Below are 17,875 nucleotides of genomic sequence, written 5' to 3'. Positions count from 1 at the left end.
CGTGGCAGGACCTTCCCGGGCGAGGAAGTCGAGGAAAGGAGCTGGCGGTAAGCGGGCACGCCAGCCCGGAGTCGCGGAGAACAATGAGTCGCTCGCCCTGCAGAGAGAGTCCAACAAGACTGCTAGAAGGGCGTTTGTCTACGGCACGGTATTTACTTTGATCGGCCTGTGTTTCACCGTTTATCAACAGGTGAAACCCGCTCCTGTGCCGACCGGGCCGAAGCTCGAGGTGTCGGCCTTCTCGGCGGAGAAGTTGAGCAGGATGCAGGCCGACGTTCTTGACTTGGGACATCCTGCCGGCAAGGACGAAGTGGACTCACCGGTTCTCGATGTCGTGTTGAAGAATACCGGCGACCAGATCGCGGTCGTTTCTGCGGTGGACTTCACTTTTCGCTACTCGGAGAAGGTTGAGCTCTGCGAGAAGGGCGGCGATGTTATCGAGATAGCAGGACACTATGACGTCAGTATCCCTTTCCCGGACCGGCCGACTCCATTCAGTATCCGCCGTGAGGTGCGGCATGAGATTTCGCCAGGGAAGATCGAGCGGCTCACGTTCGCCGTCGGCGTCGGAAAAGTGCCGCTGCATTCGGACATCTGGCTCTACCAGATTGATATGCGGGTCGTGTCCGACGGGGCAGCCAAGGCGCTTCATGCCGGAACCGGACTGATCGTCGCGCCCGTTCCCCACGAAGGCTACTTCCTCAACCAGAAGATCATCTCTGATCGCAGTTGTCCCGCGGACACCCTCAACCGGGTCAGGAAGTTCACCGCGATGTCAGGCGCCAAGTCGACTGTCTTCGAGGAGATGCTCGACGAGCTCACGATATTCGCCGCCAGATACTGACCATGGCCCCGCCGCCGGGCGGGTGATGGCACCCGCGAGGCTCCGGCGAGGTCTGGGGGTTGTGGTCGCCTGCTGTCCCACCGGAACCGTTGCGATGCGCGCCGGCCGGGTTGGGTGGTCGCGTGGTGCGTCCACTGTCGAAGCGCGGGGTGGTGCCGCTCGTGTCCGGTGTCCGCCGCTCCCGGTCGTGCGGACGCCGGCCGCCATCCATTGCGTAGGCTCGATTGACAAAGTTTGGATTCCAAACTTAACCTGCGCGTGACATGGACGTGGCCGGCGTGGGCGGCGCGCGTTCCGGTCGTACCCCACCGAAGCACCCGTCCCGGTAAGGAGCGTCATGACCGGTATTCGCGGCACCCTACGACGAACACGATGGCGGATCGGCGCGGCAGCCGGCGTGGTCACCGCCCTGGCCACCGGCTTCGCCCTGGCGACGACCGGCACGGCCCAGGCCGCCGCCGGCTGCCAGGTGACCTACGCCGTCGGCGGCCAGTGGCAGGGCGGCTTCAGCGCCAACGTCACCGTCAAGAACCTCGGCGACGCCGTCAACGGCTGGCGACTGACCTGGACCTTCCCCTCCGGGCAGCGGGTGACGCAGGCGTGGAACGCCACCGTCACCGCCTCGGGGGCGGACGTCACCGCCACCGACGTCGGCTACAACGCGGTCATCGCCACCAACGCCACCGCCTCCTTCGGCTTCAACGGCTCGTGGTCCGGCACCAACACCGCGCCGACGTCGTTCGCCCTGAACGGCGTGGCCTGCACCGGCGCCACCGCCCCGCCCCCGACCACGCCACCGCCCACCACCCCGCCGCCGGCCACCGACGCGATGACCGCCGTCGCGGCGATGCAGCCCGGCTGGAACCTCGGCAACTCCCTCGACGCGGTCGGCCCGGACGAGACCGCCTGGGGCAACCCGCGGATCACCCCCGAGCTGCTCGACAACGTCCGCGCCCAGGGCTTCAAGAGCATCCGCATCCCGGTCACCTGGAGCGCGCACACCGGCGGCGCGCCGAACCACACCATCGCCGCCGCCTACCTGAACCGGGTGAAGGAGGTCGTCGACTGGGCGCTCGCCGACGGCTTCTACGTGATGATCAACATTCATCACGACTCCTGGCAGTGGATCAACACCATGCCCACCGACCGGGCCGGGGTGCTGACCAAGTACAACGCGATCTGGACCCAGCTGGCGACCACGTTCCGTGGTTCCTCGCCGAAGCTGGTCTTCGAGAGCGTGAACGAGCCGCAGTTCACCGGCAGCTCCGGCGATGCCCAGAACGCCACCCTGCTCAACGAGCTGAACACCTCGTTCCACCGCATCGTCCGGGCCTCCGGTGGCAACAACGCCAACCGGCTGCTGGTGCTGCCCACCCTGCACACCTCGTCCGAGCAGGCCCGCCTCGACGAGCTGCGCAGCACCTTCACCGCGCTGAACGACCCGTTCCTGATCGCCACCGTGCACTTCTACGGCTACTGGCCGTTCAGCGTGAACGTCGCGGGGGGCACCCGGTTCGACGCCACCGTGCAGAAGGACCTGACCGACTCCTTCGACCGGGTGCACGACACCTTCGTCGCCCGGGGCATCCCGGTGATCATCGGTGAGTACGGCCTGCTCGGCTTCGACCGGCACACCGGCACGATCCAGCAGGGCGAGAAGCTCAAGTTCTTCGAGTTCCTCGGCCACTACGCCCGGAGCAAGAAGCTGACCACCATGCTCTGGGACAACGGTCAGCACTTCCACCGGACCGGCTTCACCTGGCAGGACCCGGAGCTGTTCGGGCAGATCAAGTCGAGCTGGACCACCCGCTCCGGCACCGCCTCCGCCGACCAGGTGTTCAGTGCCCGGGCCAGCGCGATCACGAGCAAGACCCTGACGCTGAACCTGAACGGCACCTCGTTCGTCGGGCTCCGGCAGGGCTCCACCGACCTGGTCCGGGGCACCGACTACATGGTCAGCGGCGACCAGCTCACCCTCACCGCCGCCGCGCTCACCCGGCTGCACGGCAACCGGGCGTACGGGGTGAACGCCACCCTGCACGCGCGCTTCTCGGCCGGGGTCCCGTGGCGGATCAACGTGGTCACCTACGACCGCCCGGTGCTCGCCGACGCCACCGGTACGACGGGCGCGTTCGCGCTGCCCGCCCAGTTCCGGGGCGACCAGCTCGCCACGATGGAGGCGAAGTACGCCGACGGTAGCAACGCCGGCCCGCACAACTGGACGTCGTACAAGGAGTTCGACGTCACCTTCGCCCCTGACTACGCGGGGAACCGGATCGTCCTGAAGCCGGAGTTCTTCGCCGAGGTGAACGACGGCGCGCCGGTGACCCTGACCTTCCACTTCTGGAGCGGGGAACGGGTGACCTACCGGGTCGCCAGGTCCGGCGGCACGGTCACCGGCACCGCCGGCTGACGTGGAACACGAGGCGACGGTGGTCCGGTGGTCGGGCGGGGAGCCCAGCCGGACCACCGTCGCCATGCTCAGCCGGTCAGCACCGGTTGATCGTGGAGTTGGACAGGGTCACGTTGCTGATGGTCAGGTTGTCGGCGCAGGGGTTCTCGGTGATCCGGCTGTTGACCAGGGTGAAGTTCCGCAGGGTGATGTCCCGGTTGCCGGGGAACTCGCTGCGTTCGGCGAGTCGGATCTCACCACCGCCGCTGATCGTGCCGCCGTTCGCCGCGACGTTCACGCCGTAGCAGTTCTCGATCAGGATCGCGTTGTTGCCGGTGTTGGCGATGTCCACCCGGTCGATGGTCGCGCCGCCGGACTCGGAGACGCAGAAGACGCCCCGGCCCCCGCCCCGCGCCCGGACCGTGCCGACCCGGATGTTGGTGGGGTAGCTGCTGCCGACCCGACCGTTGCGGTTCGCCATCCGGAAGGCGGCGTACCCGGTGCCGGCGCCGGCGTTCTCCGCGTCCACGGTGGTGATCGTGGCGTTGATGGTCTGGTTGAGCAGCAGACCGGACTCGCCGACGTTGCGGGCGGTGACGGTGCCCACCGTCAGGCCGTCCACGCCGTACGTCTCGACCGCGTGGGAGCTGGCGCCGGAGACGAAAACGTTGTCGATGCGGATGTTCCGGCTCCACTGACTGGTGTCGCCCCGGTTGTCGATCCGGACACCGAGCCCGCCGGAGAGCCGCATGTCGATCTGGCCGAGGACCACGTCGGTGACGTTGCGCATGAAGATCCCGTAGAGCGGGGCCCCGGTGACGGCGAGGTGCTGCACCTCGACCTGGGTGGTGCCGCGCGAGTAGATCGGCGCCTGGTCGCCGGAGCCCGAGCCGGTGACGTTGATGGTGCCGCAGACGTCGATCGCGGTGTAGCTGGGCAGGGAGATCCGCGAGCCGGCGCTGATCGATCCCGAGCCCCGCACGACCACCCGCTGCTTGCTGGTGCGGCCGGCGCTGAGGCTGTTGACCGCGGCCTGGACGGCGGCGCGCATGTCGCTGCCGGTGTAGACGGTGCTGCTGCCGTTGCGGGCGGTCCAGGTGCCGCCGCTGAGCACCGCCTCGGCCTGGAACGAGCCGCTGCCGCATCCGCTGCCGGATCCCAGCGTGACCAGTTGCCACTGCTGGTTCCACCCGCCCAGGTCGTCGAACTGGGAGATCATCCCCCCGTCGGCGGTGGACCACTCCCAGACGTCCAGGGCCTTGTTGGAGTGCCGGTTGACGAACCGCACGTAGCCGCTGTCGGAGTCGGCGAGGCGGAAGTGCTGCCGGTTGTTGCCGCTGGCCGCCGTGTTCTGCACCAACTGGACGCCGTTCTCGGCGTTGGGCAGTTCCAGCACCTTGCCGCTGTGCGCGGACCGGATCTGGTAGTAGCCGCTGCCGACGTCGACGAAGCGCCACTGCTGGACGGCGAGGTCGTTGCGGGCGTACTGGTTGACCGGCGCGCCGTCGGCGGTCGACCACCCGTAGAGGTCCATGGCCTTGCCGCTGTGCCGGTTGACGAAGACGTACGTGGCGCCGGTGTCGACGGTCGCCGCCGACGCCGCGGGGGCGGTGACCGCCGCGTCGACGCCGACGAGGGCCAGCACGGCGGTGGCCGCGAGGGTGAGCCGCCAGCGTCGTGTGTGCCGGGGTGTGGTGGTGGGTGCCATGAAGGCTCCTCGGTGGTGGGGGAGTGGTGGTCGGGAGCGCCCCGGACGCGCCGTCGGGCCCAGCAAGCGCTTTCCCGTACGGACAAAGTTATCTTTCTATATCAATGTGGTCAAGGATCCGGTGGTCCCGCAGCGTGATCGACTGGGAAGGGGCCGATACCCGGGAAAACCGGTTGCTTCCCGCCGGGACGGTGACGAGGGTGTGCTCATGTCACCGGAACTGCTGGCCGTCACCGCCGCGACCGGCGCCCTCGGCCGTCTCGCCGTCGCGCAGCTTCTCCGCCGCGTACCCCCCGAGCGGGTCGTCGTGGTGGTCCGGAACCCCGACCGGGCCGCAGATCTCGGCGTCGAGGTCCGGCACGGTGACTACGACGACCCGGAGAGCCTGGTCAGGGCGTTCACCGGTGTGGCCCAGCTGCTCTTCGTCTCGTCACCGGAACTGGCGCCACCCCGCCGGGTCGCCCAGCACCGGGCCGTGGTCGACGCTGCGGTGCGGGCCCGGGTGGACGGCGTCGTCTACACCAGCTTCCTGCCCATCGAGGGACTGTTCGAGGCGCACCGGAGCACCGAGGAGGCGCTGACGGCCTCGGGGCTGCCCTGCACCCTGCTACGGAACCCGTTCTACACCGAGGCGTTCGTCGACGCCGCGGCCGGCGCGGAGGAACTGGTGCACGCCACCGGCGGGCGGGGCCTGAACACGGCGACCCGCGCCGACCTGGCCGAGGCGGCCGCCGTCGCGTTGGTCGACCCCGGCCACCGGGGACGCACCTACGAGCTGACCGGGCCGCTGTGGACGTATCCGCAGCTGGCCCGGTCGCTCGGTGTCCCGGCGCGGGACGGTGAGGTCGTGGGGCCGATGGGGTGGCTCCACGGACTGGCCCGTGCCGGGATGCTGGAAGCCCGGACCGGGGACCTGCGCGCCCTGCTGGGGCGCGAGCCGGTCGGCATCGAGGCAGTCGTCTCGACGCCGACCGGTCGGGGGACCGACCGAGGTCAGTCGACCAGCGTGACCTGACCGTTGTCCAGGTCGTACCGGGCGCCGACCACCTTCAGCGCGCCCGCGTGGACCCGCTCGGCGATGATCGGACTGGTCGCGGTCAGCGCCTGGACCTGGGCGCGGACGTTGGCGCGGACGGCGTTGTCGACCTCGTCCCCGGGCTGCCCGAGCACCGGCTCCACGATCGGACGCAGGGCCTCGACGATGGTGCCGATGTGACCGGGGGCGGAGCCGCCGGTGCGGATCGCGTTGATGGTGGCGGTGATCGCCCCGCACCGCTCGTGGCCGAGCACGACGATCAACGGGCTGTGGAACTCCTCCACGGCGAACTCGATGCTGCCCAGCAGCAGGTCGTCCACGATGTTGCCGGCCACCCGGTTGTCGAACAGGTCGCCCAGCCCCTGGTCGAACAGCACCTCGGGGGCGACCCGGGAGTCGGCGCAGCCGAGGGTGATGGCAAACGGGTGCTGACCGGAGGCCAGTCGACGCAGGTCGGCCAGGCTCTGGTGCGGGTGTCGGCTGTGCCCGGTGGTGAACCGGTGGTTGCCGTGGCGCAGCCGGCGCCACGCCTCGGCCGGGGTGACGACGGGCGGCTGGTGCGGGGCGGCCGTCGCCGGCTGGGAGGCGGCGAGGCCGAGCGCGACGGCGGTTGCCCCGCCGGTGGCCAGCAGCGACCGACGGGACACGAAATTACGGTTCACAATGATCTCCTGAGGTGAGGCTCTCGCCTGCTTTCTACCACCGGATGAAGATCCACTGTGTCCATTTTCCGACCGGACCCGTTGCGTCACAACGGCGTGCGTTCCGTCCGGCCGTCCGACCTACCCCGACTGGTCGGTGGCAGCCGCACCGGAACGGGGACGGGCCAACTCGGCCGTTCGGGACAGTCCGACGGCCCGCCGGCTCAGCGACTCCACCCGACGGGCCAACCCGTCCAGGTGGGCGTCGTCCCCGGCCCGCGCCGACGTCACCGTGTCGAGCAGGTCGGCGTAGTCGGTGACCAGCGTCGGGTAGTCGCGGACGAAGGCCTTGTGGTCGGCGTTGCCGGCGATGGCGGTCGGCTTCATCCGGGCGTACCGCTGGTCGAGGTCGATGATCTGCTGGGCCAGGACGGCGGTGTCCGCGCTCAACGCGCTGCGGCGGTCGGCGTGCGCGTCCCGCAGGCGCCGGCGGTCGGCGGTGAGCCGGCCGGCGCGCAGACCCGTCGCGTAGACCAGGGCCGAGCCGGCGAGCACGGCCAGCACGGCCGCCGCCGCGACCAGGTAACGGGGCAGCGACGGGCTGATGGACCGGGTGCCGTCGGGCACGGTGCCCGCCTTCACCAGCCGGTCGTAGTTGACCGTGACCACCTTCAACGCCTCCAACGGACGGTCGACGAAACCGTCGATGCCGTTGCTGATGGTCATCTCCGCCACGAAGGCCCGGCCGAAGTTGTCGTCGTCCCGGTCCGGCAGCAGCGCGCACCCGTAGGTGTCGTACTCGTCGTCGTCGCGGCTGAGCACCAGCACCACCGTGCCGTCGGCGGCCCGCTCGACGTCCTGGCAGCCCTCCCGCAGGTCCGCTCCGGGTTCCAGCAGCAGCACGACCAGCCGACGGTTGCCGATGATCCGTTCCGCCGCCGCCTCGTCCAGGTCGACGCCGGGGGCGACGTAGACCGAGGAGCCGCGCACCTCACGGGCGACCGGTCCGTCGGCGATCCCGCCGGTCCACAGTGCCCAGCCGGCCAGCAGCAGGCACGCCAGCACGCCCAGACCGAACGGGCTGCCGAGGAACCGCGCCGCACGGGCGGGAAGCGGATCCCGTGCTTCCGCCGAAGCCCGCTGCGGTGGCTCCGGGGCCGGCCGACCCGGGTCCGTCCGCTCGGGGTCGCGTCGCTCCCGCTTCGGGGTCCGGGCCCGCTCCGGGTCGGTCACGACAGCCTCCCACGCAGGTAGAACGTCGGCCGGTAACCGGCGATGCCCATGGTCCGGGCGGTGTCGTCCAGCTCGGCCTCGGCGGCGGAGAGCAGGGTCCGGACGTGCCTGTCGGGCAGTCCCTCGTCCAGCGCGGCCCGGGCCGCCTGGAGCTTCGTCACGCCCCGGGTCAGCGCCGGGTCGCTGCGCCGGTCGGTCAGCAGGGACATCTCCATGGCCAGCGCGGTCAGCCCGGCCAGTCGCGCTGTCATACCCGGTCCGCGCACCGACCCGGTCCGGCCGACGCCGCGCCACAGCGAGCGCGCCGACAGGGCGAGGAACCCCACGACGCAGCCGGCGAAGATCCAGGGCAGCGCCGGCAGCGCCACCCGCAGCGGGTCCACCGGCTGGTACGGCAACGGCCGGTCGAACAACCCCGTGTACCGGACGTCGGTCACCCGGGCCAGGTAGGCGTTGAGCACGTTGTCTTGCGGGTACTCGTAGCGGCTGAGCCGGTCGCCGAACTGGCCGTAGAAACTCGCCCCGGTCACCTCGGCGAACTCCTCGCCGTGTGGGCCGTGGTACTCGATCCAGGCGCCGTAGAGCACCACGACCGGCCGGTCCGGGAAGACCCGGGCCAGCGCGGGACCGTACCGGGGGAGGGGCTCGCCCCGCGGTTGCCGGGGCAGCGCGACGTACAACGCGTCGCCGTCCGGGAACGCGCTGGCCGCCGTCCTGGCCGGCACGGCGGTCAGCGTCGCGCCGTCGGCGACGTGTCGCCCGGTGGCGCGCAGGTCGGCGGTGACCGTGGCGAGTTCGGTCGCGTCCGGGTCACGCCACCGCAGCCCGTCGCGCTCCGGCGGGCTCGGTTCCTTCCCGAGCGCGGCGATCAGCGCCACCATCTGGTTCGTCACGTCCCCGGTGGCGAACTGGGCCCGCCAGCCGGGCAGCGTGTCGGCGTTGGCCTGGTAGATGCCGCCGCTGACCTGGAGACCCAGCACCCGGACGGTGACGTCCTCCACGTCCCGGACCCGCTCCCGTTCGGCCTCGTCGAGGCCGGGCGGGGCGACGAGGATGCGGACGTCCCGCCCGCCGATCGCCTCGCGGACCCGTTGCTCGTCCCAGGACGCCACCGACCCGGGGAGCCGCACCACCGGCGCGGCGGCGACCATGGCGTCCATCTCGGCGACCGACGGCACCGTCGAGTCGGTCAGTTCTCCGGCCGACCCCTCCGGCACGACGGCCGACGCGGGGGAGCGGCCGTAGCTGACGTCGACGCTCTGCCGCTGGGCGAGCAGGAAGACCAGCAGCACCAGCACGGCCAGCCCGAGGGCCACCCAGCGCGCCGCGTCGAGGCGGCGGCGCAGCGTCCGCTCAGCCATCGTGACCCGCCCGCCACAACCGGTCGGCCTGTTCGGCGTACCGGGTCGCCAGTCGGGCCGCGTCCGCCCCGCCGTGCCCGGCGGCGATCAGCTCGGCCCGGCCCATCAGCTGCTCGGCCTCGGCCACCCGGCACGGCGCCGCGTCCCGGCTGACCGTCGCGCTGTCGATCGCCGCCCGCGCCGCCGACCAGGCGACCCGTCGGTCCCGTTCCCGTGCGTGCCAGCGGGGCACCAGCGTGGCCGCGGCACCCGCCGCGACCAGCAGCACGCCACCGGTCAGCCAGATCAGCCACATGACCAGTCGACTCCCGGATCAGCTCGCAGGGGGAAGGGGCACCCCCGACGAGTGTGGCTGATCGAGGCAAACAGATCCGCGGTGGACGCAACGTCCCGGACCGGTCACGGTGCGGGGCGGGTGGCACCGTCCCTGACCAGGGTGAACACCTCCTCGTGCGCGTCCAGGCTCCGCTCGGCCCCGAACAGTTTCCGCGCCTCGCGGGCCTTGCTCTCCCGCCAGTCCGCCGGGGCGTCGGCCATCTCCCGGATCGCCCGTTCCAGCGCCTCCGGGTCACGCGGCGGCACCACCCGGCCGAACTGGGTCGCCAGCACCGGGTAGCGCCCACCGGGCAGGTCGGTGGTCACCGACGGCACGCCGCACATCATCGCCTCGGCCTGCACGATGCCGAACGACTCGGCGACCGAGGGCAGCGCGAACACGTCGATCGAGGCGTAGAAGTCGTCGATCTCCTGCCCGCGTAGCTCGCCGAGCACCTGGATCCGGCTGTCCGCGCCGATCTCGGCCCGGATGGCGGCCAGGTCGTCCCCGCCCATCACGGTCTTGTAGTTCCCGCCGATCAGCAGGCGGGCCCGTGGGTCGGCGATCCGCCGGAAGGCCCGGACGAGGTAGACGATCCCCTTGTCCTCCACGATCCGGCCGAGGAACCCGACGTGCAGGCCGTCGCCGTGGCGGTAGCGCGGTTGGCCGCCCCGCCGGTCCAGACAGGGGGACGGGATCGGCCGGTAGATCTTCTCCCGCATCAGCGGCCAGAACTTCGAGTGATGGGCCTGGTCGTCGCTGTACGCGAGGACCGCGGTGGACCGGCGCAGGGCCGACCGGGAGGTGACGTCGGAGGCGGCCACCGCCACCCGGTTCAGCCGGCCGGGCGGCAGGTACAGGTCGATGTGGAGCATGCTGACGACCGGGGTCCGCCCGGCCAGCCGGGCCACCACCGAGCCCTCCGCCATCGGCAGGTTCAGGTAGAGCAGCGAGGAGCGGCGGGCCAGCCGACCCGCCAGCAGCGGGTACGCCGGACTGATCTGGGCCCGGGTGATCTGCCCCAGCACCGGGGCCCGGTGCACGTCGACACCGTTGAGCCGCTCCCGGCGGGGCGTGGCCGGGTCGTGCTGACTGGTCACCACCGCCACCCGCCAGCCGCGTGCGGCCATCCCCTCGGCGACGGTCTGCGCGGTGTGGGTCACACCGCTCATGTACGGCGTGTAGTAGGTCAGCGCGACCGTGAGGTCGTACTGCGGTTCCCTGGTCGACATGGCATTCCTCTCTCGGGGTGCGTCGTGCCGGGTCAGGCTTCGTGCCGGGGTCGGAGGGAGACGACGACGTGCTGCCCGTGGTGGTCCGACAGGCCGTCCGGGGCCACCATCCGGTACCGGTGCACCGCGACGTCGGGGCTGGCGAACACCCAGTCGAGCCGCCACAGTGGCAGGCCGTAGCGGGCCCACGAGACGGGGTATGCCGAGTCCAGCGCCCCGGTGGCGTCGACCAGCCGGTCCGGCAGCGCGTGGAGCAGCCCCATCGCCGGTGACGTGTTCAGGTCGCCGGCCAGCAGGACCGGGTGCGGATTGCCGTCGACGTCGGCGGCGATCGCCCGGTATCCGGCCCGGCGCAGGTCGTGCCGGGCGAGTCCGTCGTCGGCGGTGTCCGGGTGCCGGGCCGGCAGCCCGACCGGCGGGACGTGCAGGTGCGCGTTGTAGACCGAGAGCACCCGGCCGCCGACGAGCAGGTCGGTGCGGAGCGTCTTGACCGTGTGGTACGCCGGCAACGACGAGTCGGCGGGCGGCAGGTCGGACCAGCGTCGCGCCAACCAGGGCCGCAGGTCGAGCGGGTGGTCGCCGACGATCGGGTACCGGGAGATCGTCACCAGCTCGCCGGAGACCGCCACGTGGTAGCCGGGGAACTCCCGGCGGATCCGGGCCAGGTCGTCCAGCCGGATCGGGTCGTAGTCCACCGTGTCGATGTAGAGGTACTCCTGGAGCAGGTAGACGTCGGCGGCCCGGGTGTGCAGGTACCGGTAGAACCGGTCCGGGTCGGTGACGCGTTCGCCGTCCGGGCCGGTCGCCAGCAGCTGGTCCCAGTACCAGGTGTTCCAGGAGAAGATCCGCAGCGCGTCCGGCGGGGCCGGTGGCGGTCGGTGCCACAGGGCGGCGGCGTTGACCCCCGCGGCCGGCCAGCCGAGCGCCAGCGCCCCGAGGGCGAGCGCCGCGCCCGCCGTCCGGGCCCGCGCGGTGCCCGCCGCCGTGTCCCGCCGGGCCAGCGGCACGAGCGCGAGGAGCAGCACCGGTACGACGGCGAAGAGCAGCGGTGGCAGCAGGTCCGGCAGGTTCCACCACCAGGCCCGACCGGAGAGCACCCGGTGGGCGGCCACGAGGAGCAGCCACGACCCGGCCGCCGTCCACACCGCCCGCCGGCCCCACCGGCGCGTTCCCGGCGCGGCCACGTCGACGGCGGTCACCCCTGGCTCCGCGCGGCCAGCAGCAGCACCCCGGAGAGCACCGCCCAGAGCGCCGAGTTGGTGACCAGCGCGGGATCGCGCACCAGGGTACGGACCGGGTTCCCGCCCGCGTCCCGGACGAGCACCAGTTGCAGGTAGCGGAACAGCCCGAAGATGGCCAGCGGGGTGAGCAGCACCGTGGCGGTGGGACCGTACCCGCCCAGCGGCGCCTCGTCGCGCAGGTAGAGCAGGTAGCTGCCGGCGGTGAGCGCGGCGGAGAGCTGCATGAGCTGGTCGGTCAGGGCGACGGTGTAGCCGCGCAGGGCCGGCCGGTGACCGCCTCCGGTGGCGCGTAGCTCCTGCCGGCGCTTGCCGAGGGTGAGCAGCAGACACAGGGTGAACACCGCGGTGAGCAGCCACCCCGGGACGGTCGTGCCGGTGGCCAGGTGGCCCTGGATCAGCCGGAGCGCGAAGCCGCTGGCCACCAGGAAGACGTCCAGCAGCGGCACGTGCTTCAGACCGAGCGAGTAGCCGAGGTTGAGCAGCAGGTAGGCGACGACCGGCCAGGCGACGGCCACGGTGACCAGGGTGAGCACCGCGACCAGCAGGATCGCCACCCCGGCGGCGAAGAGGACCGCCGCGCGTGGGGTGAGCAGGCCGGCGGCGATCGGCCGGTGCCAGCGTGCCGGGTTGTCCGCGTCGCGCCGCCGGTCGACCAGGTCGTTGAGGACGTAGACCAGTACGGAGCCGAGGGTGAACGCGGTGACCGCCCAGACCAGGCCGCCCATGCCCGAGCGGGTCCACGCCTGGGGGTCGAGCAGGGGCACCGAGACGACCAGGACGTTCTTCGGCCACTGACCGGGACGGGCCAGGTGGACCAGGCTGCCGGCCAGGCCGGCGGGGCGCCGGGACGCGTCGCCGGTGGCCGGGTGCGGCCGGGCGTCGGTGGGGTGCGGTCCGGCGGCGTGGACCGCCGGACCGGTGCGGATGGCCGGGTTCATCAGAAGAACGCCTTCGCCAGGCGCAGGGCCCCCTGCGACCAGGGTTCCCGGCTGGTCCGTCCGGTCTGCGGGGCATCGCCGCCGCTCCGGTGCGCCCGCCACCACTCGAAGGTGCGCACCAGCGCGTCGGCGTTGGAGTGGCGGGGGGTGAAGCCCAGCAGCCGCCGGGCCTTCTCGGTGCTGACGTACGAGTCGGCGAGCAGTTTGTGGAGCAGCCGGTCGTAGACCGGGGAGAGCCGGGCGCGACCGAGCAGTCGCAGGGCGAACAGGGCGGGTCGGGCGGGGACGGAGACGACGCGTCGTCCGTGCCCGGCGGCGTCGAGGACGGCCTGGAAGTCCTCGCGGAGCGTGCCGAAGTGTTCGGCGGCGACGTTGAAGGTGTCGTCGGCGACGGTGGCCTCGGCGCGCAGGACGGTCAGCAGGCAGGTGACGAGGTCCTCCACGTCGCACATCTGGATGCGGACGTCGCCCCGGCCGAGGATGGGGAAGTGCCGCCCCTCGTGGGCCCACTCGAACAGCATCGCGAAGAGGCCCATCCGGCCGGGGCCGAGGAACGTCTTCGGCCGCAGCACCGGCACGCAGAGCCCGCGTCGCCGGAACTCCTCGGCGACCTGTTCGGCGGCGGTCTTGGCACGTCCGTAGGTGTCGACCGGTCGCCGGGGGTGCTCCTCGGGGGTGGGCACCTGGGTGGGCAGCCCGTAGACGGCGGTGGTGGAGACGTGCACCACCCGGGGCACGCCGGCGGCGTGGGCGGCGGTGAGGACGGTACGGGTGCCGTCGACGATGACGGAGTGGATCTCGTCGGGGGCGTAGCTGGGCAGGGCGGCGGCGCAGTGCACGACGGCCGCCGCGCCGGCGCACGCCCGCGTCATCGCCACCCGGTCGCGGACGTCGGCGACGGTGGCGGTGACGGTCGGGTCGGCGGGGGGCCGCAGGTCGACCGCGTGCACCCCGACGCCCTGCTCCCGTAGCCGCCGGACGACGACGCCGCCGAGCATGCCGCTCGCGCCGGTGACCACGACGGTGTCGTCCTCGCCTACCATGTCGCGCTCACCTTCTCCTTGACGAAGCCGGTGAGCAGCCGGCGTAGCCCGAGGGCGAGGGTGGCGTCCAGGGCGGTGAGGAAGTGTTCCAGGTCGGCGGGTTCGATCATGAGGGTGGGAGCCACCATGAGGGGGTTCTCCACGTTGGGGCTGTAGTACGTCATGATCTTGTGCTCGCGGTACAGGTGCGCGATGACCGACAGGGTGACCAGTTTCGTGCCGAAGTTCGGGTCACGGCTGAACCCGGGCATCAGCTTCCCGGCCAGGTCGAGGAGTTTCGGGCCGCTGTTGAGGAACACCCCGTGCAGGGAGCCCACCCCGGCGACCCGGTCCACCGCGTCGGGGTGCGCGGCGCGGATGCGTTCGAGGCCGGCGGTGAGGATCTCCTCGATGCGACGGGCACGGCCGGGGAAGTCCTCCTCGACCACCACGTTGACCGCCTCGATGGCGGTGGCGGTCTCCTCGCCGAAGCCGTAGTAGGTGGTGCTGTGCAGGATCACGTCGGCCAGCCGGTCGTACGCCCTGCGGAACAGGCGTTCCCGGGCGGTGTAGCCGGAGATCGACGCCTTCCCCCCGCCGAGGGACTTCGAGTAGACCAGAACGTCGGGCAGCAGCCCGTCGTAGCGCATGAAGTGGAACAGGCTGCCGGTCTTGCCCCACCCGGTGTACACCTCGTCGAAGATCAGCACGATGTCCTCGTCGTCGCAGAGTCGCCGTAGCTCCCGCAACGCCGACTCCGACCAGCACCGCAGACTCGACGCGGAGTACGGCTCCACCATCAGCGCGTACACGTCGCATCCGCCGTCCGGCCGCCGGGCCGCGTCCACCGCCGCCCGCACCGCCGCCACGTCGCCGTACGGGTACACCACGATGTTCGGCAGGCCGGGGAACCGGAAATGGTTCTCCGACGACCCGGTAAGGCTGCCCGCGCCCAGGGTCTTGCCGTGGAAACTGATGTCGGCGCGCAGGATCGTCTGCCGCCGCCCCTCGTGGTACTTGTACGCCATCTTGATGGCGCCCTCGTTCGCCTCCGCCCCCGAATTCGGGAAATAGGAGATGTTCAGATCCCCCGGCAGCAGTTCGGCCACGTTGTGACTCAACGCCGCCAGGTACGGCGAGAAGAACGCCTTGTGCACCTCCATCCGTCGCTCGGACGCGAACCGGGCCCGCGCGGCGAGGATCCGCGGATGGTTGTGCCCGTGGTTGAGCACCCCCACCCCACCCGAGAGATCCAGCACCCGGCTCCCGTCCCGCATGTGGACCCACGCCCCCTCGGCCCGTTCCACCAACTCCCGGCCGAAACCGAACGTCGTCATCAACGACACCTGCGACCTGCTCACGTACCGCCGGTACAGGTCGTGCACCTCCCGGACACCGAGCTGCTCGCACTCGTCAATCCCGATCAACCTCGACAAGGCCACTGCCCTCCCTCACCACTGCCGCGTCCACTGCGGACGACCTTCGAAGAACGACCTCCACCACGCCCAGCGCCACCCCACCGACCACCACCTCACCCACCGTCGTCACCAGGCGACTCGCCACCGCCACCGCCACCGCCGACGGCACCGGCAGCAGGAGCGCCAACGCCCCCACCAGCACCGCCTCCCGCACCCCCAACCCGTCCGGCACCACGACGGCCAGCACACCGAGCACCGTGGCCAGGCCGAACGCCCCCACGCACAGCGGCAGCGCGGAACCGGCGTCGGCGCCCATCGCCACCGCCAGCAACCACAGGTGCACGCCACTGACCAGCCAGGAGAGGGTCTGCCAGCCGATCGCCGCGCGGACCGCCCGGCCGGAGAGGGCCGGCACCGGGCCGGGCCGACGCAGCAGCCGCAGCGCCCACCCGACCAGCCGGCCGAGCAGCCCCGGCCAGCAGAGCGCCAGCAGCACCGGCAGCGCGGCGAGGGCCAGCCAGGCCACCCGGTCGCCGAGCACCCGAACCCCGGCGAGCAGTCCGACGGTCAGCCCGGTCAGGTGCACCAGCACCGTGGTCACCGTCCCGGAGATGAGCATCCGGGGCACGGTGACGCCGTTGGCGGCCCCCACCTTCACCGCGGCGACCAGGCCGGGGAGCTTGCCCGGCACGTACTTGGCGAGGAACCCGACCAGGTAGACGCGCAGCAGCCGGACCGTCGCCACCGGCGGGCCCAACTCCCGCAGGACCGCCCGCCAGGCCAGCATCCCGATCAGCGGACCGACGGCGGCGGCCAGCAGCGCACCGGCCAGCAGCAGGCCGACCTGGCCGCCGTCGCGCCGGGCGAGCAGGACCGCGACGACCGACCAGTCCTGCCCGGCCAGCGCCCGGGTCACCGCCACCGCCACCACCACCGCGAACAGCACCCCGAGCCACCGCCACACCAGCCGTCGCCACGACCGGCTCGTCCCGCTGGCGACGGGGGCCCCGCCCGCCGGGGCGGGCGTGGGATCGAGGTCCGCCGTCATGGCCGCACCCGCGCCGGCCGCGGTCCGGGCACGGGCTCCCGCAGCAGCGCGTACCCGGCGCGCGGTACGCCCGCCACCAGCCCCGCCACCAGGGTGAGCTGCGCCAGCACGTGGATCCCGGCGGCGGTCAGCGCGAACCGCCCACCGTGCAGCCGGTACGCGAACCGGAGGAACCGGTGGTTGGCGGCGGCCACCACCACGGCGCACACCGGCCCGGTCCACGCCAGCGACGGCACCGCCACGCCGAGCGGTCCGGCCGCCAGCGCCAGCGCCGAGGCGACCAGGGTCACCCGGGCGGACCGGTCCAGGTGCCGGAACCGTTCCGGCGACATCATCGCCACCCGGGCGCCCGCCGCGCCGGCCCGCTGCCGCCGCCAGGTCCGTGCCATCAGCGACGGCTTGGCCATCGCCCGGACGAACTGCTCCCGCAGCATCGGCCACAGCCGGTCCACGTCGTCGTGCCGGGTGAGCACGGTGTCGGTCGCCACGATGCGGTACCGCGCGGGCAGCCGGGTGCCGAACTCGTCGTCCTCCCCGTCGCGCAGCCGCTCGTCGAAGCCGCCGGCCTCCTCGAACACGGCGGCCGGGATGAGCGTGGCGGCGAAGAGCGCCCCGGTCTCCCGCCCGACGGTCTCCCGTCGCCAGAAGTGTTCGAAGGCGACGCGGTAGCGCTCGACGGGTCCGTCGTCGTAGAGGGGGTGGGGGGCGTAGATGCCTTGGACCATGCCGGTGTGGGGGGTGGTGTGGAGGGTGTGGAGGGCGTTGGTGATGGCGTCGGGGTGCAGGGCGGTGTCGGAGTCGACGAAGAAGAGTAGGGGTGCGGTGGTGTGTCGGGCTCCGGTGTTGCGGGCGGCGGCGGGTCCGGTGTTGGTGGGTTGGGTGATGAGGGTGCAGGGGAAGTCGTGGGTGATGGTGGGGGAGTCGTCGGTGGAGTGGTCGTCGACGACGATGACTTCGGTGGGTTGGTGGGTCTGGGCGTAGATGGATTCGAGGCAGGCGCGCAGGGTGCGGGCCTTGTTGTAGTTCGGCACGACCACCGCCACCGCGTCGTTCATCGCGCGTACCCCCGGGCCAGCGTGTACGCCACCCGCAGCGTCCCCACGCCGGTGCCGAGGACGGCCAGGGCGTAGAGCAGCGTGTGCAGCCCGGTCGCGTACGCGGCGAAGCCGGCACCCCGCAACCGGTAGGTGAAGCGGAGGAACTCGTGGCTGGTCGCGGTGGACGCCACGAGCAGCGCCAGCCAGACCGGCGCCAGCCAGGGCAGGAACGGCACGAACGGCAGCGTCGCCAGGCTCAGCCCGGACAGCGCCAGCCCGGTCGGCGAGAACGCGTTGACCCGCATGCCGGTGCCGGCGTTGCGCCGCCGCCAGGCGTGCAGCATGACCATCGGCGTGTGCGTGGCGAAGCCGAACTGCTCCCGCAGCATCGGCCACAGCCGGTCCACG

At 71.9% G+C, this 17,875-nt stretch carries 15 protein-coding genes; 3 read left to right on the top strand and 12 right to left on the bottom strand.

Annotated features, from left to right (window positions below):
- Position 1: 1 nt before the first annotated feature.
- Positions 2–844: a hypothetical protein gene (locus GA0070618_RS28120; RefSeq protein ID WP_143740274.1), complete on the top strand. Its 843-nt coding sequence runs from the start codon at positions 2–4 to the stop codon at positions 842–844.
- A gap of 337 nt (positions 845–1,181) precedes the next feature.
- On the top strand, positions 1,182–3,257 hold the full coding sequence (locus GA0070618_RS28115; protein WP_088984313.1) for a cellulase family glycosylhydrolase: 2,076 nt from the start codon (positions 1,182–1,184) through the stop codon (positions 3,255–3,257).
- Between the two features lie 76 nt (positions 3,258–3,333).
- On the opposite strand, the gene GA0070618_RS28110 is transcribed toward GA0070618_RS28115, so the two are convergent.
- Complete coding sequence (locus GA0070618_RS28110; protein WP_088984312.1) at positions 3,334–4,944, bottom strand: RICIN domain-containing protein; 1,611 nt, start codon at positions 4,942–4,944, stop codon at positions 3,334–3,336.
- Positions 4,945–5,152: 208 nt separating this feature from the next.
- On the opposite strand from GA0070618_RS28110, the gene GA0070618_RS28105 reads away from it, so the two are divergent.
- Positions 5,153–5,959 carry an NAD(P)H-binding protein gene (locus tag GA0070618_RS28105; RefSeq protein ID WP_088984311.1) on the top strand — a complete coding sequence of 269 codons (807 nt, stop codon included), beginning with the start codon at positions 5,153–5,155 and terminating at the stop codon, positions 5,957–5,959.
- Here the strand turns inward: GA0070618_RS28105 and GA0070618_RS28100 are convergent.
- The 11 genes from GA0070618_RS28100 to GA0070618_RS28050 form a co-directional block, all read right to left on the bottom strand.
- Positions 5,938–6,642, bottom strand: coding sequence for a carbonic anhydrase (locus GA0070618_RS28100; protein ID WP_088984310.1), 705 nt, complete (start codon positions 6,640–6,642; stop codon positions 5,938–5,940). The two genes, GA0070618_RS28105 and GA0070618_RS28100, sit on opposite strands and share 22 nt — an antisense overlap.
- A gap of 120 nt (positions 6,643–6,762) precedes the next feature.
- Complete coding sequence (locus tag GA0070618_RS28095; protein ID WP_197701668.1) at positions 6,763–7,854, bottom strand: hypothetical protein; 1,092 nt, start codon at positions 7,852–7,854, stop codon at positions 6,763–6,765.
- Positions 7,851–9,215, bottom strand: a complete 1,365-nt coding sequence (locus GA0070618_RS28090; RefSeq protein WP_170107832.1) for a hypothetical protein — start codon at positions 9,213–9,215, stop codon at positions 7,851–7,853. Before GA0070618_RS28090 ends, GA0070618_RS28095 begins: the two co-directional genes overlap by 4 nt.
- On the bottom strand, positions 9,208–9,510 hold the full coding sequence (locus tag GA0070618_RS28085; RefSeq protein ID WP_088984309.1) for a DUF6403 family protein: 303 nt from the start codon (positions 9,508–9,510) through the stop codon (positions 9,208–9,210). The genes GA0070618_RS28090 and GA0070618_RS28085 overlap by 8 nt, the downstream gene beginning before the upstream one ends.
- 104 nt (positions 9,511–9,614) lie before the next feature.
- On the bottom strand, positions 9,615–10,763 hold the full coding sequence (locus tag GA0070618_RS28080) for a glycosyltransferase family 4 protein (RefSeq protein WP_088984308.1): 1,149 nt from the start codon (positions 10,761–10,763) through the stop codon (positions 9,615–9,617).
- 32 nt (positions 10,764–10,795) lie between these two features.
- The gene (locus tag GA0070618_RS28075; RefSeq protein ID WP_088984307.1) at positions 10,796–11,962 is read right to left on the bottom strand and encodes an endonuclease/exonuclease/phosphatase family protein; all 1,167 of its coding nucleotides are present in this window, start codon (positions 11,960–11,962) and stop codon (positions 10,796–10,798) included.
- Entirely contained in the window at positions 11,959–12,942 is a 984-nt protein-coding gene (locus GA0070618_RS28070; RefSeq protein WP_088984306.1) for a UbiA prenyltransferase family protein, read from the bottom strand. The genes GA0070618_RS28075 and GA0070618_RS28070 overlap by 4 nt, the downstream gene beginning before the upstream one ends.
- Positions 12,942–13,985 (bottom strand): NAD-dependent epimerase/dehydratase family protein, encoded by a 1,044-nt coding sequence (locus GA0070618_RS28065; RefSeq protein WP_088984305.1) that lies wholly within the window; start codon positions 13,983–13,985, stop codon positions 12,942–12,944. The genes GA0070618_RS28070 and GA0070618_RS28065 overlap by 1 nt, the downstream gene beginning before the upstream one ends.
- Positions 13,979–15,301 (bottom strand): aspartate aminotransferase family protein, encoded by a 1,323-nt coding sequence (locus tag GA0070618_RS28060; protein WP_197701836.1) that lies wholly within the window; start codon positions 15,299–15,301, stop codon positions 13,979–13,981. The genes GA0070618_RS28065 and GA0070618_RS28060 overlap by 7 nt, the downstream gene beginning before the upstream one ends.
- A gap of 76 nt (positions 15,302–15,377) precedes the next feature.
- Positions 15,378–16,430 (bottom strand): lysylphosphatidylglycerol synthase domain-containing protein, encoded by a 1,053-nt coding sequence (locus GA0070618_RS28055; protein WP_088984304.1) that lies wholly within the window; start codon positions 16,428–16,430, stop codon positions 15,378–15,380.
- Positions 16,427–17,485, bottom strand: a complete 1,059-nt coding sequence (locus tag GA0070618_RS28050) for a glycosyltransferase family 2 protein (protein ID WP_088984303.1) — start codon at positions 17,483–17,485, stop codon at positions 16,427–16,429. Before GA0070618_RS28050 ends, GA0070618_RS28055 begins: the two co-directional genes overlap by 4 nt.
- Between the last annotated feature and the right edge of the window lie 390 nt (positions 17,486–17,875).

The sequence above is a fragment of the Micromonospora echinospora genome, from assembly GCF_900091495.1.
Classification (GTDB): Bacteria; Actinomycetota; Actinomycetes; order Mycobacteriales; family Micromonosporaceae; genus Micromonospora; species Micromonospora echinospora.
Note: the sequence above shows the minus strand (reverse complement) of the source record. Positions and strands in the feature narration are given on the sequence as shown.